Source organism: Streptomyces netropsis (assembly GCF_014203545.1).
GTDB classification, from domain to species: Bacteria; Actinomycetota; Actinomycetes; order Streptomycetales; family Streptomycetaceae; genus Streptomyces; species Streptomyces netropsis.
Genome location: NZ_JACHJG010000001.1, coordinates 732,504 through 752,151, shown reverse-complemented (window position 1 = coordinate 752,151; position 19,648 = coordinate 732,504). Strand labels below are relative to the sequence as shown.

Here is a 19,648-nt window from a genome sequence, read left to right as displayed (position 1 = left end):
GCCTTTCTCCGCGTGCCGCATGGTGCCTACGGTGCGGGTATGCCGAACCCTGTGAAGGACGTCACTCTCACTTCCGCGAACGATCCCGAGTCGCTGGACGAGCTGCGCGGCTGCTGCGCGGCGATGGCACCGCACTGGACCAGCACCGCCCCGGCCCCCGCGCCCGCGCCCGTACCGCCGTCGAGCATCCACGGCGTCTCGGTCCCCGTGGCCTCCGCGCGGCTGATCGACGCCATGTCGGACTACGGCGACTGACGGCCCCCGGAGCTCCCCGGAGGGCTTCGTGGAACCGCTCGCTCCTGCGTTCCGTCCAAGCGGCGTCCCCCTCACGGGGGATGGAGCAGTACACACATTGAGCGGAGCGAAGGAGCGATGTGGTGAGCACCGAAGGCGGCACCCCCGACAGCAAGCGCCGGCGGAAGCATTCGCCGTTGGCGGTCGTATCGGTGGCGGCGGCGGTGCTGCTGGCCGGTGGCGGCGGCGCGTACTGGGCCACCACCGCGGCCGACGGCAAGGACGCGAGTCCGCCCGGCGGGACCGGCGCCCCGGCGCCGCTGGCCCTGGACGGCTACGGGCGGTCGGGCGGCGGCAGCGGCCCCTCCCGGGGCATCGCGGTCGGCGAGCCGGACCCGAACGGCACCCGGTACCGGGCCGAGGGGAAGCTGCCCGACGGGCCGCGGACCGCGCCCGTCTATCTGCCGGGGCGCGAGGTCGACCGGAGCGAGGTGGCGGCCCTGGCGAAGGTGCTGAAGGTGGCGGGCACGCCCCGGCTCGTCCAGGACGTGTGGCAGGTGGGCGGCACGCCGGACGCGGCCGGGCCGACCCTTCAGGTGCAGCGGACGGGGCCGGGCAACTGGTCGTTCTCGCGGTACGGCATCCCGGGCGGCAAGCCCTGTGTGCCGCCGTCGGGTGACGGGCCGGAGAAGACCATGGAGCTGTCCGGCGCCGACCCCTCGGGGACGACGTCGTCGAAGCCGTGCCCGTCCTTCCGGGACGGCTCCTCCTCACCGTCGGACGGCGGTGAGGGGCCCGTGTCGGAGGAGAAGGCCAAGCAGGCCGCCTCCCCCGTGCTCAAGGCGCTCGGCCAGGACGACGCCAAGATCGACGCGAGCGGGCTCTTCGGGGCCGTACGGACCGTCGCGGCGGAGCCGGTGCTCGGCGGTGTGACCACCTACGGCTGGCAGACCAGCCTGAAGGTCGGCGCCGACGCGCAGCTGGTGGGCGGCAGCGGGACGCTCCAGAGCCCGACGAAGGGCGCCACGTATCCGCTGATCACGGCCGCGGAGGCGCTCAAGGAGCTGAACAAGGGCGGTGGCACCGGCCGGGTCGTCATCGGCGGCTGCGCGTCGGCGGTCCCGCACGGTACGGACGGGGGCACCGCCGTGGAGCCGACCCCGCCGTGCCTGGAGAAGAGCCTGGGCAAGACGAAGCAGCGGGAGCCCGCGCTGGTGCGCGGCGCGTCGTTCGCGCTGGCCGCGCACTCGGTGGGCGGGCGGCAGGCGCTGGTGCCGTCGTGGCTCTTCCAGGTCCAGCAGCCCGGCGCCGACAAGGCGGACAAGAAGGGCACGATCACGATCGCCCAGCCGGCGGTGGACCCGAAGTTCATCGCCAAGCCGGCGCCGGCGCCGACGGCGCCCACCGGTAAGCCGTCGTCGGTCCCGCCGAAGTCCGGGCCGCTGCCGGTGGAGTCCTACACCGTGGACGGCGACAAGCTCACCCTGCGCTTCTGGGGCGGGGTGTGCAGTGACTTCTCCGCCTCCGCCGAGGAGTCCTCGGACGAGGTGAAGGTGAAGATCACGGGCACGGAGAAGGAGCCCGGCAAGGTCTGCGTGATGATGGCGAAGACGTTCGAGCAGACGGTGACGCTGGACGAGCCGCTGGAGGACCGGAAGGTCGTGGACGCCAAGAGCGGCGAGCGCGTGGCGGAGAAGCAGGCGAAGTAGCCGCAGCGCCCGTACGTACGAAGGCGGCGCCCCCGAGGTGGGGGCGCCGCCTTCGTGCGTACGACGGGGGCCGGGTGTCCCGGCCCGGGCCGGACTAGCTGAACGAGTCGCCGCAGGCGCAGGAGCCCGTGGCGTTCGGGTTGTCGATGGTGAAGCCCTGCTTCTCGATGGTGTCGACGAAGTCGATGGAGGCGCCGCCCAGGTACGGGGCGCTCATCCGGTCGGTGACGACCTTGACGCCGTCGAAGTCCTTGACCACGTCGCCGTCGAGCGAGCGCTCGTCGAAGAAGAGCTGGTAGCGCAGGCCGGAGCAACCACCGGGCTGAACGGCGACGCGCAGCGCGAGGTCCTCGCGGCCTTCCTGCTCGAGCAGGCCCTTGACCTTGGCGGCGGCGGCGTCGGACAGGAGGATGCCGTCGCTCACAGTGGTCTTCTCGTCCTGAACGGACATCTGCTTCACTCCCGGGTTTGGTGCGGACTGCTTGCCGTCGGCTGCAACCGGCGAGGCCGCGGATTCATTCCGGGCCTGGACTGTGACTTCCGCCTTTCATGCTCGCACACAGCCCGCCGGATCGGGAATGCGTCACATAGACGCGATCGTCATCGTCAAACTGACGTGAAGCAGTTATGATAGATAGCGTCAACTTGACGACAAGGCCGGATCGGCCGTCCGCAGAACAGAAAGGGTGCGTGTCGTGACCACCGCCCAACCCTTGGATGTCCAGCCCACCCCCCTCGCCCTCCTGCTGCTCGGCCGTGAGTCCGACCCCCGGAGCGAGCGCGGCGTGGAGTGCCCCGGCGACCTGCCGGCGGCGTCCGACCCGGACCTGGTGGAACGCGCCCGCGCGGCCAAGGCGAAGCTCGGCAGCAAGGTCTTCGTGCTCGGCCACCACTACCAGCGCGACGAGGTCATCGAGTTCGCGGATGTGACCGGGGACTCCTTCAAGCTCGCGCGCGACGCGGCCGCCCGGCCCGACGCCGAGTACATCGTCTTCTGCGGTGTGCACTTCATGGCCGAGTCCGCGGACATCCTGACCACGCACGACCAGCAGGTCGTCCTGCCGGACCTGGCCGCGGGCTGCTCGATGGCCGACATGGCCACCGCCGAGCAGGTCGCCGAGTGCTGGGACGTGCTCACCGAGGCCGGCATAGCCGACGTGACCGTCCCGGTCTCGTACATGAACTCCTCGGCCGACATCAAGGCCTTCACCGGCAAGCACGGCGGCACGATCTGCACGTCCTCCAACGCCGAGCGTGCGCTGAACTGGGCCTTCGAGCAGGGCGAGAAGGTGCTGTTCCTGCCGGACCAGCACCTGGGCCGCAACACCGCCGTCCGCGACATGGGCATGACGCTCGAGGACTGCGTGCTGTACAACCCGCACAAGCCGAACGGCGGCCTGACCGTCGAGGAGCTGCGCGCCGCGAAGATGATCCTGTGGCGCGGCCACTGCTCCGTGCACGGCCGCTTCTCGCTGGACTCGGTCAACGACGTGCGCGAGCGCATCCCGGGCGTCAACGTCCTGGTGCACCCCGAGTGCCGGCACGAGGTCGTGGCGGCGGCGGACTACGTCGGGTCGACGGAGTACATCATCAAGACCCTGGAGGCCGCCCCGGCCGGGTCGAAGTGGGCCATCGGCACCGAGCTCAACCTGGTCCGCCGGCTCGCGAACCGGTTCGCCGACCAGGACAAGGAGATCGTCTTCCTCGACAAGACGGTCTGCTTCTGCTCGACCATGAACCGCATCGACCTGCCGCACCTGGTGTGGGCGCTGGAGTCGCTGGCGGACGGCAAGGTCGTGAACCGGATCGAGGTCGACCCCGAGGTCGCGAGCTTCTCCAAGCTGGCCCTGGAGCGGATGCTGGCGCTTCCGTAGCGGACCCGTTCCCCTGCCCGCCCCTTCCCGGAACCGGGGCGAGCCCCGGACCCCTTCGCCCTCGGTCGCCGGACAGGCTTGGATCAAGCCCGTCCGGCGATCGAGGACGAGGTCAGTCCCCCCGCGGCCGCACCAGCCCGGTCTCGTACGCGATCACCACCAACTGCGCCCGGTCGCGGGCGCCGAGCTTGGCCATCGCACGGTTGACGTGGGTCTTGACGGTCAGCGGGCTGACCGTCAGCCGCTCGCCGATCTCGTCGTTGGACAGCCCGCCCGCCACCTGGACCAGCACCTCGCGCTCCCGTCCGGTGAGCACGTCGAGCCGCACGGCGGCACCGGCCGGACCTTCGTAGTCCCCGCCCTGCGCCAGGAACTTCGCGATCAGCCCCTTCGTCGCGGCGGGCGACAGCAGTGCCTCCCCCGCCGCCGCGATCCTGATCGCCGCCAGCAGTTCCTCCGGCTCCGCGCCCTTGCCGAGGAACCCCGAGGCGCCCGCCCGCAGCGACTGCACCACGTACTCGTCGACCTCGAACGTCGTCAGCATCACCACCCGCACCTCCGCGAGCGCGGGGTCGGAGCAGATCGCGCGGGTCGCGGCGAGGCCGTCGGTGCCGGGCATCCGGATGTCCATCAGGACCACGTCGGGCGCCTGACCGCGGGCGAGTTCGAGGGCCTGCGCCCCGTCCGCCGCCTCCCCCACCACCTCCATGTCCGGCTCCGAGTCCACCAGCACCCGGAACGCGCTGCGCAGCAGTGCCTGGTCGTCGGCGAGAAGGACTCGGATGGGGCGTACGGGCCGATCGCCGCTGGGCACAGTCATACGCCCAGCGTACGCAGCGGGTGGCCCGTCAGATGCCGGGGCTCCGGGCGGAGTTGGGGGGTCAGCCGCGCAGCGGCAGCGGCTGGCCCGCCACCACCAGCAGGACGTGCTCGCACTCGGCGGCCACCGCCGTGTTCAGCCGGCCGAGCTCGTCGCGGAAGCGACGGCCGGAAGCAGTGGCCGGGACGACGCCCGAGCCGACCTCGTTGCTCACCAGGACGACCGTGCGCGGGGTTGCGCGGACGGCCGCGGCCAGCTCCGCGACGCGCTTGGCCAGGGCCCGCGCGCCGCCGTTCGCCCAGACGGCGTCGTCCCAGGCCTCCACGGAGTCCATCGCGTCGGTCAGCCACAGCCCGAGGCAGTCGATCAGGAGCGCCGGGCCGTCCTCCGCCAGCAGCGGCACCAGGTCGCAGGTCTCGGCCGTGCGCCAGGAGCCCGGGCGGCGTTCGCGGTGCAGGGCGATCCGCGCCGCCCACTCCCGGTCGCCCTCGCGCGTGCCGCCCGTGGCGACGTAGACCACGTCGGGGAACCCCTCCAGCCGCCGCTCGGCCTCCACCGACTTGCCCGATCTGGCCCCGCCCAGCACCAGCGTCCGCCGGGGCAGATCCGGCACCGCGTGGTAGTCGCCGACCACGAGCGTCGTGCCGTCCGGCACGGTCCTCGCCCCGAGCGCCGCCAGCCTGCGGTGCAGCTCACGGCCCGGCGGGACGTCGTGGTCGAGGTGGATGGCGAGCACGTCCGTCGTCGCGCCGACCGCCCCCGTCTCGCGCAGCCGGGCCAGGGCGTCGGGCCGGCCGAGGACGTCGAGCAGCACCATGTCGTACGGGCCGGAGGCGCCGAGGGGCGCGAACCCCGCCGGGGAGGCGCCCGGCGGCAGATAGAGCAGCCGCTCGCCCTCCGGGCCGGTCACCTCGTATCCGGTGCCCGGGGCGTCCAGGGCCATCGCCCGCACCCGGTGCCCGCTGATCACCGCCAGCTCGCGCCCGTCCGGCACCCGCCCCGGCGCGGGCAGCCCGGCCGGGAACTCCACGGCGGGCCCGTCGTGCGGGTGCGAGAGCAGCACCTGCCGCACCCCCGCGATCGACCGCCCCGCCCGGGCGGCGGCGAAGGCGGGCCCCGGGGTGAGGTCCAGGAGCAGCGCCCCGTCGACGAGGAGCGCGGTCGCGGCCCGCGCCTCGTCGCCGACGGCGGTGGCGCAGGACGCGCAGGGGCAGCCGGGGCGCGGCAGCCCGTCGGGGGCTCCGGTGCCGAGCAGAGTCAGTTCCACAGGTCGATCGTCTCGCGTCCCCGCGCGACGGGCGCGCGGGGCTCACCCTTTCACGTCCTTTACGGACCGTTAGGCTGCGCTGCACAGCACGTGGCACTTGAGGTACGTAGGCAGAACTCAGGAGGCGGACATGGTGTGGTCATGGCGGTTCGAGAAGGCCGACGGGACGGAGACGACGCCCGCGGTGGAGCCGGAGGAGTTCACCACGCAAGGGGACGCGGAGTCCTGGATCGGCGAGGTCTGGAAGGAACTGCTCGACGGCGGCGCGGAGCGGGTGACGCTCTTCGAGGACGACACGAAGATCTACGAGATGAGCCTGTCCGCGGCCGCGGAGGCCTGACCGGCTCGCGCCGGAGCGGGGGCGCCACGGTCTCCCGGTCCGAGGACCGCTGCGAGCCGTGTCGCCCGCACCTCCACTGCGCGGCGGTGTCCTCGAACGCCGGACAGGCTGCTGTGCCTTGTCCTCAAGCGCCGGACGGGCTGCAATCAGCCCGTCCGGCGCTTGAGGACGCGCCCGCAGGGCGCCCGCCGCCGCAGGCGGCACGACGGCCCGCAAGCAGCGCGCAGCCCGTCGCAGATGGAACGGCTAACCCCGCACGCCGCACAGGTGCAGCAGCGCGGCCACGCGGCGGTAGGGGTCGGTGCGGCCGGCACGGTCCTCCGCGGCCAGGAGCCGCTCCAGTTCCGCGGCCGGGGGCGGCTGACGGTCGTCGGGCGCCTGGTCGGTGAAGACGCGCACGCCGTACCAGGTGTGCAGCGGTGCGCCGATCCCGGCCAGGGTCGCCGTCAGGGTCTCCAGCCGGTCCGCCCGCGCGGGCAGGCCGATCCGGTTGGTGTAGGCGGGCGAGTCGAAGGCCGCCAGGGCACGCTCCCAGTCCCCGCTCAGCCCCGGCCGCAGCGCGAGCGCGTCCGCGTTGCGGACGACCAGCGAGAGCAGGCCGTCCGGCGCGAGCACCCGGGCGAGCCCGGCGAGCATGGGGTCCGGCTCCGGTACGTACATCAGGACGCCGTGGCAGAGCACGACGTCGAAGGCGCCCGGGAGGAAATGCGCGCCGGTGTCCCGGCCGTCGCCCTCGATGAGCCGCACCCGCTCGCGGATGCCCTCGGGCTCGGCGGCCAGCGCCTCGCGGACCGCGGCCACCATGCGGGGGTCGGACTCCAGGCCCGTGACCTCATGGCCGGCGCGGGCCAGCCGCAGCGCCTGCGTGCCCTGGCCGAGGCCCACGTCGAGCACGCGCAGCCGACGGCCGACCGGGAACCGCGCCGCTATCTGCTCGTCCAGCTGGCGGGCGACCAGCTCCTGGCGGACGGTGTTCCGTAACCCGCCGAGACCGCTCAGCCAGCCCTGCGCACCGCCGCCGAAGCCCGACGCCAGGGCGCTCAGGGCCGCTCCCCGCGCTTGACCTTCGGCTTCGGCAGCCGCAGTCGGCGCATCTGGAGCGTACGCATCAGGGCGTACGGCACCGCGCCGCGCAGGTTCTCGTCGGGGAAGCGCTGCTTGAGGGCGCGCTTGAGGCTGATGGCCGTGATCGCGGAGTTGATCACGATCAGGAGGATCACGACGAGCCACAGCAGCAGCACGAGTGACTGGAAGTCACCCTTGTTGATCATGCTGAGGATCAGGATCAGCACGGCGAGCGGCAGGAAGAACTCCGCCACGGAATACCGCGAGTCCACGAAGTCGCGCGCGAAACGGCGGATCGGGCCCTTGTCGCGGGCGGGCAGGAAGCGCTCGTCCCCGCTGGCGAGGGCCTCGCGCTGCTTGGCCAGGTCCACGCGCCGGGCCTCGCGCTGACGCTTGACGGCGTCCTTGCGATTGGTCGGCGTGCCGGCCAGGCTGCGGCGCTGCGACGTCGCCTCGCTGCGCTTGGGGGTGGGGCGGCCCTTGGGGGCCTGCGGGTCACGGGGCTGCTGGGGCTGGTCCGCGGTCACCTTGGCGGCGGCGGCCTGCTCATCCTTCGAACGGCTTCGGAACACAAAACCCAAGGGTACGGGTATCCGGGTGTGTACCCCAGCCCCATGGGGAACGATCCGGCAACGGCGGCCCCCCGGCGGGGGCCCCGGACCGCTTCCCGGGGGTACGTCTACTCCTTGCGCCGGAGGGCGACGACCTTGTGATCGTCCTGGAGGAGGAGCGCATCCGGGGCCGAACAGTGCGGTAATGGAAGCAGGGCCCGTACTGTGGGTTCTGAGAGATGTGCTGGAGCCGAAAAGTCCGTCAGAAGGGGGCGCGCGAGGCCCATGAGCGGTGTCATGAAGCGTATGGGGATGATTTTCCGCGCGAAGGCCAACAAGGCCCTGGACCGGGCCGAGGATCCGCGCGAGACCCTTGACTACTCGTACCAGAAGCAGCTCGAACTGCTCCAGAAGGTACGCCGCGGGGTCGCCGACGTGGCGACGTCCCGCAAGCGCCTGGAACTCCAGCTGAACCAGCTGCAGGGCCAGTCGTCCAAGCTGGAGGACCAGGGCCGCAAGGCGCTGGCGCTCGGCCGTGAGGACCTGGCGCGTGAGGCGCTGTCCCGGCGGGCCGCGCTGCAGCAGCAGGTCAGCGACCTTCAGACGCAGCACCAGACCCTCCAGGGCGAGGAGGAGAAGCTCACCCTCGCCTCGCAGCGCCTGCAGGCCAAGGTCGACGCCTTCCGCACGAAGAAGGAGACCATCAAGGCCACCTACACCGCCGCCCAGGCCCAGACCCGGATCGGGGAGGCCTTCTCGGGCATCTCCGAGGAGATGGGCGACGTCGGCATGGCCATCCAGCGCGCCGAGGACAAGACCCAGCAGATGCAGGCGCGCGCCGGTGCCATCGACGAGCTGCTCGCCTCGGGCGCCCTCGACGACCCGACGGGCACGGCCAAGGACGACATCACCGCCGAGCTGGACCGTCTCTCGGGCGGCTCGGACGTGGAGCTGGAGCTCCAGCGGATGAAGGCCGAGCTGGCGGGCAGCAGCGGTCCGAAGCAGGCTATTGAGGGCGGCACCGGAGGCCAGGCCGAGCAGGGCCGCCCGCAGGAGCAGCCGCGCTTCGACAAGCAGTAGCACCGGCAGTGCGCCACCAGGCATCCGACCGAGGGAGACCGTCATGATCGTGCGGATCATGGGGGAAGGGCAGTGGAAGCTGGCCGACGGCCACTTCACCGAGCTCAACAAGCTGGACGACGAGCTGCTCCAGGACATGGAGAGCGGTGACGGGGAAGGCTTCCGCCAGACCCTCGGCGCCCTGCTCGACGCCGTGCGCCGACTGGGCGAGCCGCTGCCCGACGAGGCGCTCGAACCCTCGGAGCTGATCCTTCCCGCACCCGACGCGACCCTTGACGAGGTCAAGGAGATGCTCAGCGACGACGGGCTCATCCCCGGCTGACCTCCCCGGTCCGCTCCCCGCACACTCCAGCACCTCGCCGCGCCCCCGTCCCCACCCGGGACGGGGGCGCGGCGGGCTCGGGTCGCGGACGCCTCCCGAGCGCGATTCCCGGCCGCGGCAGCACCAGGCACTCCTGATGGGACCCCGATGACCTCCCTCGCCACCACAGGTCTCGCCCGCCCGCACCGCTGGCTGCGCGCGCACCCCTACGCCGCCGACGCGGTCCTGGCCGTCGCCGTCCTCACGATCGTCCTCCTCGGCGCGTACGTCGGCCCGCACGCCGCGGCGCACCGGCCGGGACCCTCCTACGTCCTGCTGTCGCTGTGCGCCTGCGCGGGTCTCGTCCTGCGCCGCCCGATGCCGCGTGCCGTCCTCGCCTTCACCTGCGCGCTCACCGTCCTGGAGACCGTCACCTCCGGGGACGACCCGCCGCACACCCAGATCGCGCTCGCCGCCGTGGTGGCCCTCTACACCGTCGCCGCCCGCACCGACCGGCCCACCGCCTGGCGGATCGCCGCGGTGACCGTCGCCGTCCTCACCGGCACCGTCATGCTCTTCGGCGTCCGGCCCTGGTACGCGCAGGAGAACCTCGGCCTGTTCGCCTGGACCGGCATGGCCGCCGCCGCGGGCGACGCCGTCCGCAGTCGGCGGGCCTTCATCGCGGCGATCGAGGAGCGGGCCGAGCGGGCCGAGCGCACCCGCGAGGAGGAGGCCCGCCGCCGGGTGGCCGAGGAGCGGCTGCGCATCGCCCGCGAGCTCCATGACGTCGTCGCCCATCACATCGCGCTGGTCAACGTCCAGGCCGGGGTCGCCTCGCACATCATGGACAGCCGCCCCGACCAGGCGAAGGAGGCGCTCGCGCACGTCCGCGAGGCCAGCCGGTCGGCCCTGGGGGAGCTGCGCGCCACCGTGGGCCTGCTGCGCCAGCACGGCGACCCCGAGGCCCCCACCGAACCGGCCCCCGGCCTCGGCGTCCTCGACCAGCTCGTCGACGGGTTCGCCCGGGTGGGGCTGCGCGTCGACATCGCCGCGGCCTCCACCCTGCCCCACGGTCCGGCCACCGCCACCGGCGCCGCCGGGGCGGCGGGCCTCGTGGGACCGCTGCCCGCCGCCGTCGACCTGGCCGCCTACCGGGTGCTCCAGGAGGCCCTGACCAACGTCCACAAGCACGCGGGGCCCGGCGCCCGCGCCGAGGTCGCCCTCCTGCGGGCCCCGGACAGCCTTCTGCTGACCGTCCTCGACGACGGCGCCGGCCGCACCGCCCTCGCGACGGCCGAGGCCCCCGCCGGCAGGGACGTCGGGGGTCTCGGCCTGATCGGCATGCGCGAGCGCGCGGCCGCCCTCGGCGGCACCTGCGAGGCGGGGCCCCGCGACCTCGGCGCCCCCGGGTTCCGGGTGCGGGCGTCCCTGCCGGTGCGGTCAGCAACGGGGGCCTAGTGTCCTGCCGACCGCGGGCCGTCCTACCGCCTGCGGCGGCGGGCGCCCTGCGGGCGCGCCCTCAATCGCCGGACGGGCTGATTTGGCTGAGCTCAGCCAAATCAGCCCGTCCGGCGATTGAGGACACCGCCGCGCAGCGGAGGTACACCCGCCACAGCCCGCAGAGCCAAGGGCGACAGGTAGTGTTCGGCGGATGAGCGGTCTGAATCTTGATGACTTCGCCACACTGATCGAGCGGCCCGACTCCGGCGTGCGGCGGGACGCCGAGGAACGCCGGGAGCGGATCGGCCCGCGGCCCGGCTCGCTGGGGCGGCTGGACGAGCTGGGCGAGTGGCTCGCCGCCGCGCAGGGAGCCGTGCCCGTCAAGCCGGTCGAGCGGGCGAAGCTGCTGGTCTTCGCCGGTGACCACGGGATCGCCGGGCTGGGCGTCTCCGGCGGCCCGGCGGGCGGTGCCGTCGAGCTCGTACGGGCCGCCCTGGACGGCGGGAGCAGTGCCGCGATCCTGGCCCGACGGCTGGGCGCGGGGCTGCGGGTGATCGACATGTCGCTCGACTGCGACCCGGCCGAGCTGCCCGAGGACGTGACCCGCCACCGGGTGCGGCGCGGCTCGGGCCGGATCGACATCGAGGACGCGCTGACCGCCGAGGAGGCGGAGGCCGCGTTCCGCGCCGGGATGGCGGTCGCCGACGAGGAGGCCGACTCCGGCACCGACCTCGTCGTGCTCGGCGATCTGAGCGTCGGCGGCACCACGGCGGCCGGCACCCTGATCGCCGCGCTGTGCGGCACCGACGCCTCGGTGGTCACCGGCCGCGGCGGCGCGGGCATCGACGACCTGGCGTGGATGCGCAAGTGCGCCGCGATCCGGGACGCGCTGCGCCGGGCCCGGCCGGTCCTCGGCGACCAGCTGGAGCTGCTGGCCGCGTGCGGTGGCGCGGACCTCGCGGCGATCACCGGCTTCCTGTTGCAGAGCGCCGTGCGGCGCACCCCGGTCATCCTCGACGGCGTCGTCTCCGCGGCGTGTGCCCTGGTCGCCCAGCGGGTGGCCTTCCGGGCCCCCGACTGGTGGCTGGCGGGGCAGGCGAGCGGCGACCCGGCGCAGGCGAAGGCGCTCGACCGGATGGCGCTCAACCCTTTGCTCGATCACGGCGTCACTGTGGGCGAGGGGACAGGGGCGCTGCTCGCTCTGCCATTGGTGCAGGCGGCCGCGGCCCTGGCGGCGGAACTCCCCGAGCGCACCTGACCGACCTCGTCGTCGCGCTTCGGACTTCCCCGTGGATGACGCCCCATATGCTCACTTTTCATGGGAGAAGTCCGCGTGACTCCGGATGAAGCCACCCCTAGCGGCGCCTGGCCACGGCGCGCCGCCGCGTTCGCGGTGTGGTACCTGCGTGCCGTGACGTTCGTCAACCTGCTCAGCGCCGTCTGGGTGTCGTTCGGCGCGGACATCCGCCGGCACAACGTCGAGGAGTTCTTCACTCCCTATCTGCTGACGGCGGGCTTCGCGTCGGCGCTGTGGTCGTTCGTCATGGCGGTCACCCTGCGCCGGCGCAAGCGGGCCTCGTGGATCCTGAACCTCGTACTGTCCGGGGTGCTGCTGGCGATCCTGGCGTTCGCCATGTTCTTCCGGGAGTTCAACCGGCACCCGCTGAACTGGTTCTCGCTGGTGGCGACCGCGTTGTTCGTCGCCGCGCTGCTGGTGGGCCGCCGCGAGTTCTACGCCAAGGGCGACCGCGCCAACCCCAAGCTCGCCTCGGCCGTCGCCGCCGGCGGGCTGCTGGTCACCTCGCTGATCGCCGCGCTGCTGGTCACCGCCACCAATCAGGCGACCGACGAATACCGCTCGACGTTCCTCGACCGCTGGCACTACGGCGTCATGCGGCTGGTCTCGCTGGCCGCAGACGACAGCCGCTACCGCGGCATTTCCATCCCCGGCTGGGTCGACGTCTTCATCAACGTGATGAGCATGGTCCTGCTGCTCCTCGTGGTCTTCGCGGCCTTCCGCGCCCGCCGGGCCACCGATCCGCTCACCCCCGAGGACGAGGCGCGACTGCGCGCCCTGCTGGACCGGCACGGCGACCGCGACTCGCTCGGCTACTTCGCGCTGCGCCGCGAGAAGAGCGTCATCTGGTCCCCCACCGGCAAGGCCGCCGTCACCTACCGCGTCGTCGGCGGGGTGTCGCTGGCCTCCGGCGACCCGATCGGCGATCCCGAGGCCTGGCCCGGCGCCATCGAGCCGTGGCTGGCCGAGGCCCGGGAGCACGGCTGGATCCCGGCCGTGATGGGCGCGAGCGAGGAGGCCGGCACCATCTACGCGCGGCACGGCATGGACGCCCTGGAGATCGGCGACGAGGCCATCGTGGAGACCGCCGAGTTCACCCTCGACGGGCGGGCCATGCGCACGGTCCGCCAGGCGTTCAACCGGGTCAAGCGCGCCGGTTACACCGTCCGGATCCGGCGTCACGAGGACATCCCCGAGGCGGAGATGGCCGAGCTGCTGGTGCGCGCCGACGACTGGCGCGACGGGGAGACCGAGCGCGGCTTCTCCATGGCGCTGGGCCGGCTCGGCGACCCGGACGACGGGCGCTGCGTGATGCTCGAATGCCACGACGGCCAGGGTGAACTGCGCGCGGTGCTCAGCTTTGTGCCGTGGGGGCCCAAGGGGCTGTCGCTGGATCTGATGCGGCGTGACCGGGAGTCCGAGAACGGCCTGATGGAGTTCATGGTCATCGAGCTGCTCCAGCAGGCCAAGGGGCTCGGCATCACCCAGGTGTCGCTGAACTTCGCGATGTTCCGGTCGGTTTTCGAGCGCGGCTCGAAGCTCGGGGCGGGGCCCGTGCTGCGGGCGTGGCGCTCGCTGCTCAGCTTCTTCTCCCGCTGGTGGCAGATCGAGTCGCTGTACCGAGCAAATGCGAAATACCGCCCCATCTGGGAACCTCGGTTCATGCTGTTCGAGAAGAGCAGTGACCTGCTGCGGATCGGCGTCTCCAGCGCCCGGGCCGAGGGCTTCCTCGAGGCCCCGGGGCTCCCCAAGTGGCTCAACCGCAAGCACTTGGAGAGCCGGCGATGAACCGCGCGGCGCTGCGTCGCGCCGCGCGCACCGAGTGGGGTCCGCTGGTCGGCACCGTGTGGCACGCGCTGACGACCAAGCGTCTCGGGGCCTTTCCCATGACCCTGGCCGCCGTGGCCCTCACCGCGGTCTTCCAGATCGTCCAGAACCAGTCCTGGGGCTTCGAGCCGGTCCAGAAGCTCGGCTCGGTGCAGGCGCGGCTGCCGTGGTGGCTGGCGCTGCTGCGCACGCCCCTGTCGCTGTTCGTCCCGGCGCTGGACCTTCCGGTGTGGGGGGCGCTGGCCCAGGTGCTGCTCGTCTTCGGCATCGCCGAGATCGCCCTGGGCAAGTGGCGCACGCTGGTCGTCGCCTACGTGGCCACCCTGGCCGGCACGATGTACGCGCGGCTGGCCGTCCACATCGGCCCCGACTCCGCCTTCGGTCTGCCGCCGGAGGCGGCCAAGGTCATCGACACCGGCCCGTCGGCGGCGGTCGTCGGGCTCGCGGTGTACGTCACCTGGCGCTACCGCGCCTGGTTCACCTGCGCGCTGGTGGTGCTCGCCATGGTGGGCGAGGCCGTCGTCAAGCCCAATCTGGCGGGCAAGGAGCACGTGGCCGCCGTGGCCGCGATGCTGGTGCTGTGCGCCGCGGAGGAGGCGCTGCGGCGGCGCAAGCCGCGGCGGGACGCCTACCGGGACCGGGACGAGGGCGGTCAGCGGTCCGGGGCACCCGCGACCAGGTCGTGAAGCCGGTTGCGCAAGGCCTCCCAGCGCTCGTCGTGCCGGCGGGCGCGCGCCCGGGCCTTGGCCCGGGCGCGGCGCCGGTGGCGGTAGAAGTGCCGGGCCCACGGTGAGCCGGGCCGGGCCAGCCGCACCGCGCCGACGATCGCGACGAACGGCACCAGCACCCCGATCAGGGCGATCCGCGGCTTGCCCTTGACCAGGGCGAAGAGGGCGATCAGGAAGTTGATGCCGACGGTGGTCAGCACGATGCCGCGGTTGTGCAGCTCGTCCGGGGTCAGCTCGTTCACCCCGAACGGCGAGGAGCCGGCGAGCACCAGTCCCACCAGCGCCGCCGTCAGCACCACGATCTCGACGCTCTTGCGGCCCTGTTCCGTCCAGTACACGTCGTCCAGGTGCAGGACGAGCGCGAACTCGTCCAGCACCAGACCGGCGCCGGTGCCGAAGAGCACGGCGCAGACCGCCGCCGCGAAGCCGTGCCGGCCCGCGGCGACCGCGCCGAAGCCGCCGACCACCATCAGCACGATGCCCGGCACGACGTGGTGGACGTGCACGCCGCTGCCGGCGCTGACGTTGCGGAAGGGGCCCTTACCGGCCCGGATCAGCCGGGTGATGACACGGGTGACCAGGAAGGTCAGCACGAACGCGGTGAGCGCCAGCAGCAGCGGCAGCTTGCCCGGTTCGACGATGTTGCGACCCAACCAGTGACCCATGACTCCCGCTCCCGATCTGTGCCCTATCGGCAACCTACTGCCCGCGACGGGCGGGATACCCTGCCCGCGATGACCGACACGAGACCTGACCCCGGGCCGGCACGGCCTGCCCCCGCGACGCCCGGCGACTCCCTCCGCTTCGCCTTCGGCACGCTGACGGTGCTGCCGGTGCGCGTCACCCGCTGGGACCGCCCGGCGGCCCGCGGCGGAATGCTGGCGGCACCACTGGCGGGCCTGGTCGTGGGCGGTTTCGCGGCTCTGACCGGGGCGCTGTTCCTGCTGCTGGGCGCGGGTCCGATGCTCGCCGCGGTGGCCACGGTGGCCGTCCCGGCCGTGCTCACCCGCGGACTCCACTTGGACGGTCTCGCGGATGTCGCCGACGGACTGGGCAGCGGGAAGCCCGCCGCCGACGCGCTGCGGATCATGAAGCAGTCGGACATCGGCCCGTTCGGCGTCGTCACCCTGTTGCTGACCCTGCTCGGCCAAGTGGCCGCCCTCCACGAGCTGTACACCGACGGCTGGGCGCGCGGCGCCCTCGCGGCGCTGGTCGCGGCCCTCGCCGCGCGCTGCGCCCTGACCCTCGCCTCGCGTGCGGGCGTGCCCGCGGCGCGGCCGGAGGGGCTGGGGGCCGCCGTGGCGGGGGTGGTGTCCACGCGCTCGGCGCTGCTGGTGGCGGCGCTGGTCGTCTGCGCGGCGGCGGCCGCGGGCGCGCTCCTCAGTACGTACGAGGACCCGCGCCAAGGCCCGTACGCCCTCGGGTTCGAGGCGGTGCGGGTGGGTGCCGCGGCGCTGGCCGCCCTGGTCGGCGGCGAACTGCTGCTGCGGCACTGCACGCGCCGCTTCGGCGGCGTCACCGGCGATGTCTTCGGCGCCCTGGCCGAGACGTCGGCGACGGTCGCGCTGCTCGCGCTGACGCTCGGCTGACACGCCGCGCCCGCCCATCGCAACGCGGGGGCGGAACAGGCTCGTCACGGCCGTTGTTCCCTCCCCCGTCCGACGTGCGCCGACCCCGGCGACCGGCGGACCCCGGCAAATCGGTGCGGTCACGGGCGAACCCCTCGCGGCCCGGCGGGGATACGCTCGCGCGTGCCCGGCTGGCCCGGACCCCGGCGGCGCGGGCGTGCCGCATACGATGCGCAGGGTGCGGCCGCCCACCCCCCGGCCGTCAAAACTCAACGGAAGTAGGGACCCAACCACCGTGACTGCTCTGACTCTCAGCACTTCCAGTGCGGCGACGCTGCGCGCGGACGCCGTCGTCGTCGGTGTGGCCAAGGGCCCGAAGGGCCCCGTCGTCGCACCCGGCGCCGAAGCCGTCGACAAGGCGTTCGACGGGAAGCTGGCCGCCGTTCTGGAGACCCTCGGCGCCGCCGGCGGCGAGGGTGAAGTGACCAAGCTCCCCGCCCCGTCCGGCCTCAAGGCCCCGGTCGTGCTGGCGGTCGGCCTCGGCGACGTCCCCGCGAAGGGCGACGGCTACGACGAGGAGGCGCTGCGCCGCGCCGCCGGCGTGGCGGCCCGTGCGCTGTCCGGTACGAAGAAGGCCGCGTTCGCCCTGCCGGTCGACGACGCCGAGGCCGTCGCGGCCGTCGCGGAAGGCGCGCTGCTCGGCGCGTACGCCTTCAACGCCTACCGCACCAACGGCACCGGCTCCGCCAAGAAGGGCGACGCCAAGGCCGCCGACAAGAGCGCGCCGCTCGCCGAGGTGGCGGTCCTCGGGGCCAAGCCCCGCGACAAGGCGGCCAAGGCCGCCGCCGAGCGCGCCGTCGCCGTGGCCGAAGAGGTCAACCGCGCCCGCGACCTGGTGAACATGGCGCCCAACGACCTGCACCCGAAGTCCTTCGCCGCGGCCGTCCAGGCCGCCGCCAAGGAGCACGGCCTCAAGGTCGAGGTCCTGGACGAGAAGGCGCTGCTCAAGGGCGGCTACGGCGGCCTGATGGGCGTCGGCCAGGGTTCCCTCAACCCGCCCCGCCTGGTGCGGATCGCCTACACCCACGCCAAGGCGAAGAAGACCGTCGCCCTGGTCGGCAAGGGCATCACGTACGACTCGGGCGGCATCTCCCTGAAGCCGGCCGGCCACAACGAGACCATGAAGTGCGACATGGCCGGCGCCGCCGCCGTCTTCGCCTCGGTCGTGGCCGCTGCGAAGCTCGGGGTCGAGGTCAACGTCACCGGCTGGCTGGCCCTCGCGGAGAACATGCCGTCCGGCAACGCCACCCGCCCGGGTGATGTGCTGAAGATGTACAGCGGTAAGACCGTCGAGGTACTCAACACCGACGCCGAGGGCCGGCTGGTCCTGGCCGACGCCCTCACCCGCGCCTCGGAGGAGAACCCCGACGCGATCGTGGACGTCGCCACCCTCACCGGTGCCATGGTCCTCGCGCTCGGCAACCGCACGTTCGGCGTCATGGCGAACGACGACGCGTTCCGCACGTCGCTGTACGAGATCGCCGAGGAGGTCGGCGAGCAGGCGTGGCCGATGCCGCTCCCCGCCGAGCTGCGCAAGGGCATGGACACGCCCGTCGCCGACATCGCCAACATGGGCGAGCGGATGGGCGGCGGCCTGGTGGCGGGCCTCTTCCTGCAGGAGTTCGTGGGCGAGGGCATCACCTGGGCCCACCTGGACATCGCGGGCCCCGCCTACCACGAGAGCGCCCCGTACGGCTACACCCCGAAGGGCGGCACCGGATCCGCGGTGCGCACCCTGGTCCGGCTCGCGGAGCGCACCGCCGCGGGCGACCTCGGCTGAGTCATTCGCACAACCGTGCGACCCCGGGCGTGTTCCGTCCGGGGTCGCCGGGCGTTCGTTCGCCCTTAACGAAATCCACACACTCGTACGCGCGAGTAACCCGTGAAGGTGACGCATCCGTCGCCCCACAGCCCGGCCCGGCGTCCCGCCGTCCGTCAACAAGTGCGAAGATGTTGTCTCGGCAGGACAGGGCCCCATTGACCCAGGGCCGAAGCAAAAGCGGCCGAACAACAGCCGCCGCCCGGTCATCGACGACCGGCTCCGGCGTATTCCATGCATGGAGGACGTGACGTGGCGAACGACGCCAGCACCGTTTTCGACCTAGTGATCCTCGGAGGCGGTAGCGGCGGTTACGCCGCTGCCCTGCGCGGAGCGCAGCTGGGTCTGGACGTCGCCCTGATCGAGAAGAACAAGCTTGGCGGCACCTGCCTGCACAACGGCTGCATCCCCACCAAGGCGCTGCTGCACGCCGGTGAGATCGCGGACCAGGCTCGTGAAGCCGCGCAGTTCGGTGTCAAGGCCACCTTCGAGGGCATCGACATCGCGGGCGTCCACAAGTACAAGGACGACGTGATCGCCGGCCTGTACAAGGGCCTGCAGGGCCTGGTCGCCTCCCGCAAGGTGACCTACATCGAGGGCGAGGGCCGTCTGTCGTCCCCGACCTCCGTCGACGTGAACGGCCAGCGCATCCAGGGCCGCCACGTCCTGCTGGCGACCGGCTCCGTGCCGAAGTCGCTGCCGGGCCTGGAGATCGACGGCAACCGCATCATCTCCTCGGACCACGCGCTCACCCTGGACCGCGTGCCGAAGTCCGCGATCATCCTGGGCGGCGGCGTCATCGGCGTCGAGTTCGCCTCCGCGTGGAAGTCCTTCGGCACCGACGTCACCGTCGTCGAGGGCCTCAAGCACCTCGTCCCGGTCGAGGACGAGAACAGCTCCAAGCTGCTCGAGCGCGCCTTCCGCAAGCGCGGCATCAACTTCTCGCTCGGCGCCTTCTTCGAGAAGGCCGAGTACACCGCCGACGGCGTCAAGGTCACCCTGGCCAACGGCAAGGAGTTCGAGGCCGAGGTCCTGCTCGTCGCCATCGGCCGCGGCCCGGTCTCGCAGGGCCTGGGCTACGAGGAGCAGGGCGTCGCGATGGACCGCGGCTACGTCCTGGTCGACGAGTACATGCAGACCAACGTGCCGACCGTCTCGGCCGTCGGTGACCTCGTCCCGACCCTCCAGCTCGCGCACGTCGGCTTCGCCGAGGGCATGCTGGTAGCGGAGCGACTGGCTGGTCTCAAGACCGTGCCGATCGACTACGACGGCGTGCCCCGGGTGACGTACTGCCACCCCGAGGTCGCCTCCGTGGGCATCACCGAGGCCAAGGCCAAGGAGATCTACGGCGCGGACAAGGTCGTCGCCCTGAAGTACAACCTCGCGGGCAACGGCAAGAGCAAGATCCTCAAGACCGCGGGCGAGATCAAGCTCGTCCAGGTCAAGGACGGTGCCGTCGTCGGCGTCCACATGGTCGGCGACCGTATGGGTGAGCAGGTCGGCGAAGCCCAGCTGGTCTACAACTGGGAGGCGCTGCCGGCCGAGGTCGCGCAGCTCATCCACGCGCACCCGACGCAGAACGAGGCCCTTGGCGAGGCCCACCTGGCCCTGGCCGGCAAGCCGCTGCACTCGCACGACTAAGTCCGGGCGCTAGACCATCCGCACTAT

General features: G+C 72.6%; 20 protein-coding genes. 14 read left to right on the top strand and 6 right to left on the bottom strand.

Annotated features, from left to right (window positions below):
* The first annotated feature begins 39 nt into the window (after positions 1 to 39).
* Positions 40 to 255, top strand: coding sequence for a hypothetical protein (locus tag FHS38_RS03415; protein ID WP_184730447.1), 216 nt, complete (start codon positions 40 to 42; stop codon positions 253 to 255).
* A 122-nt stretch (positions 256 to 377) separates the two neighbouring features.
* On the top strand, positions 378 to 1,943 hold the full coding sequence (locus tag FHS38_RS03410) for a hypothetical protein (protein WP_184730445.1): 1,566 nt from the start codon (positions 378 to 380) through the stop codon (positions 1,941 to 1,943).
* A 94-nt stretch (positions 1,944 to 2,037) separates the two neighbouring features.
* On the opposite strand, the gene FHS38_RS03405 is transcribed toward FHS38_RS03410, so the two are convergent.
* Complete coding sequence (locus tag FHS38_RS03405; RefSeq protein ID WP_130877393.1) at positions 2,038 to 2,394, bottom strand: HesB/IscA family protein; 357 nt, start codon at positions 2,392 to 2,394, stop codon at positions 2,038 to 2,040.
* A 235-nt stretch (positions 2,395 to 2,629) separates the two neighbouring features.
* Here FHS38_RS03405 and nadA point away from each other — a divergent pair, with 235 nt between their 5' ends.
* Complete coding sequence (gene nadA, locus FHS38_RS03400; RefSeq protein ID WP_184730443.1) at positions 2,630 to 3,817, top strand: quinolinate synthase NadA; 1,188 nt, start codon at positions 2,630 to 2,632, stop codon at positions 3,815 to 3,817.
* A 112-nt stretch (positions 3,818 to 3,929) separates the two neighbouring features.
* Here the strand turns inward: nadA and FHS38_RS03395 are convergent, their stop codons facing one another.
* Together FHS38_RS03395 and FHS38_RS03390 are read right to left on the bottom strand one after the other, a co-directional pair.
* The gene (locus FHS38_RS03395) at positions 3,930 to 4,637 is read right to left on the bottom strand and encodes a response regulator transcription factor (protein ID WP_184730441.1); all 708 of its coding nucleotides are present in this window, start codon (positions 4,635 to 4,637) and stop codon (positions 3,930 to 3,932) included.
* A 61-nt stretch (positions 4,638 to 4,698) separates the two neighbouring features.
* Positions 4,699 to 5,904 carry a bifunctional adenosylcobinamide kinase/adenosylcobinamide-phosphate guanylyltransferase gene (locus FHS38_RS03390; RefSeq protein WP_184730439.1) on the bottom strand — a complete coding sequence of 402 codons (1,206 nt, stop codon included), beginning with the start codon at positions 5,902 to 5,904 and terminating at the stop codon, positions 4,699 to 4,701.
* 130 nt (positions 5,905 to 6,034) lie between these two features.
* Here FHS38_RS03390 and FHS38_RS03385 point away from each other — a divergent pair, with 130 nt between their 5' ends.
* A complete protein-coding gene (locus FHS38_RS03385; protein ID WP_184730437.1) occupies positions 6,035 to 6,244 on the top strand; it encodes a hypothetical protein in 210 nt (69 codons plus the stop codon).
* 246 nt (positions 6,245 to 6,490) lie between these two features.
* Here the strand turns inward: FHS38_RS03385 and FHS38_RS03380 are convergent, their stop codons facing one another.
* Positions 6,491 to 7,144 (bottom strand): class I SAM-dependent methyltransferase, encoded by a 654-nt coding sequence (locus tag FHS38_RS03380; protein WP_229821922.1) that lies wholly within the window; start codon positions 7,142 to 7,144, stop codon positions 6,491 to 6,493.
* Between FHS38_RS03380 and FHS38_RS35055 the strand changes: the two genes are divergently transcribed.
* A complete protein-coding gene (locus tag FHS38_RS35055; protein ID WP_229821944.1) occupies positions 7,079 to 7,225 on the top strand; it encodes a hypothetical protein in 147 nt (48 codons plus the stop codon). The two genes, FHS38_RS03380 and FHS38_RS35055, sit on opposite strands and share 66 nt — an antisense overlap.
* 59 nt (positions 7,226 to 7,284) lie before the next feature.
* On the opposite strand, the gene FHS38_RS03375 is transcribed toward FHS38_RS35055, so the two are convergent.
* Entirely contained in the window at positions 7,285 to 7,881 is a 597-nt protein-coding gene (locus FHS38_RS03375) for a DUF3043 domain-containing protein (protein ID WP_184730435.1), read from the bottom strand.
* A 264-nt stretch (positions 7,882 to 8,145) separates the two neighbouring features.
* On the opposite strand from FHS38_RS03375, the gene FHS38_RS03370 reads away from it, so the two are divergent.
* The 6 genes from FHS38_RS03370 to FHS38_RS03345 all read left to right on the top strand — a co-directional run bounded on the left by FHS38_RS03370 (position 8,146) and on the right by FHS38_RS03345 (position 14,491).
* On the top strand, positions 8,146 to 8,940 hold the full coding sequence (locus FHS38_RS03370; RefSeq protein WP_184730433.1) for a PspA/IM30 family protein: 795 nt from the start codon (positions 8,146 to 8,148) through the stop codon (positions 8,938 to 8,940).
* 43 nt (positions 8,941 to 8,983) lie between these two features.
* Positions 8,984 to 9,262 carry a PspA-associated protein PspAA gene (gene pspAA, locus FHS38_RS03365; protein WP_184730431.1) on the top strand — a complete coding sequence of 93 codons (279 nt, stop codon included), beginning with the start codon at positions 8,984 to 8,986 and terminating at the stop codon, positions 9,260 to 9,262.
* Between the two features lie 147 nt (positions 9,263 to 9,409).
* Positions 9,410 to 10,699 carry a sensor histidine kinase gene (locus FHS38_RS03360; RefSeq protein WP_184730429.1) on the top strand — a complete coding sequence of 430 codons (1,290 nt, stop codon included), beginning with the start codon at positions 9,410 to 9,412 and terminating at the stop codon, positions 10,697 to 10,699.
* Between the two features lie 193 nt (positions 10,700 to 10,892).
* Positions 10,893 to 11,939 carry a nicotinate-nucleotide--dimethylbenzimidazole phosphoribosyltransferase gene (cobT, locus tag FHS38_RS03355; RefSeq protein ID WP_184730427.1) on the top strand — a complete coding sequence of 349 codons (1,047 nt, stop codon included), beginning with the start codon at positions 10,893 to 10,895 and terminating at the stop codon, positions 11,937 to 11,939.
* 60 nt (positions 11,940 to 11,999) lie between these two features.
* Positions 12,000 to 13,766, top strand: coding sequence for a phosphatidylglycerol lysyltransferase domain-containing protein (locus FHS38_RS03350; RefSeq protein ID WP_184730425.1), 1,767 nt, complete (start codon positions 12,000 to 12,002; stop codon positions 13,764 to 13,766).
* Positions 13,763 to 14,491 carry a hypothetical protein gene (locus FHS38_RS03345; protein WP_184730423.1) on the top strand — a complete coding sequence of 243 codons (729 nt, stop codon included), beginning with the start codon at positions 13,763 to 13,765 and terminating at the stop codon, positions 14,489 to 14,491. Before FHS38_RS03350 ends, FHS38_RS03345 begins: the two co-directional genes overlap by 4 nt.
* On the opposite strand, the gene FHS38_RS03340 is transcribed toward FHS38_RS03345, so the two are convergent.
* Positions 14,458 to 15,198: a hypothetical protein gene (locus FHS38_RS03340; protein WP_184730421.1), complete on the bottom strand. Its 741-nt coding sequence runs from the start codon at positions 15,196 to 15,198 to the stop codon at positions 14,458 to 14,460. The genes FHS38_RS03345 and FHS38_RS03340 overlap by 34 nt on opposite strands.
* Before the next feature lie 69 nt (positions 15,199 to 15,267).
* On the opposite strand from FHS38_RS03340, the gene FHS38_RS03335 reads away from it, so the two are divergent.
* From FHS38_RS03335 to lpdA, 3 genes are all read left to right on the top strand, one after another.
* Complete coding sequence (locus FHS38_RS03335; RefSeq protein ID WP_184730419.1) at positions 15,268 to 16,122, top strand: adenosylcobinamide-GDP ribazoletransferase; 855 nt, start codon at positions 15,268 to 15,270, stop codon at positions 16,120 to 16,122.
* 274 nt (positions 16,123 to 16,396) lie between these two features.
* The gene (locus FHS38_RS03330; RefSeq protein ID WP_184730417.1) at positions 16,397 to 17,941 is read left to right on the top strand and encodes a leucyl aminopeptidase; all 1,545 of its coding nucleotides are present in this window, start codon (positions 16,397 to 16,399) and stop codon (positions 17,939 to 17,941) included.
* Positions 17,942 to 18,232: 291 nt separating this feature from the next.
* Entirely contained in the window at positions 18,233 to 19,621 is a 1,389-nt protein-coding gene (gene lpdA / locus FHS38_RS03325) for a dihydrolipoyl dehydrogenase (RefSeq protein ID WP_184730415.1), read from the top strand.
* The last annotated feature ends 27 nt before the right edge of the window (positions 19,622 to 19,648 follow it).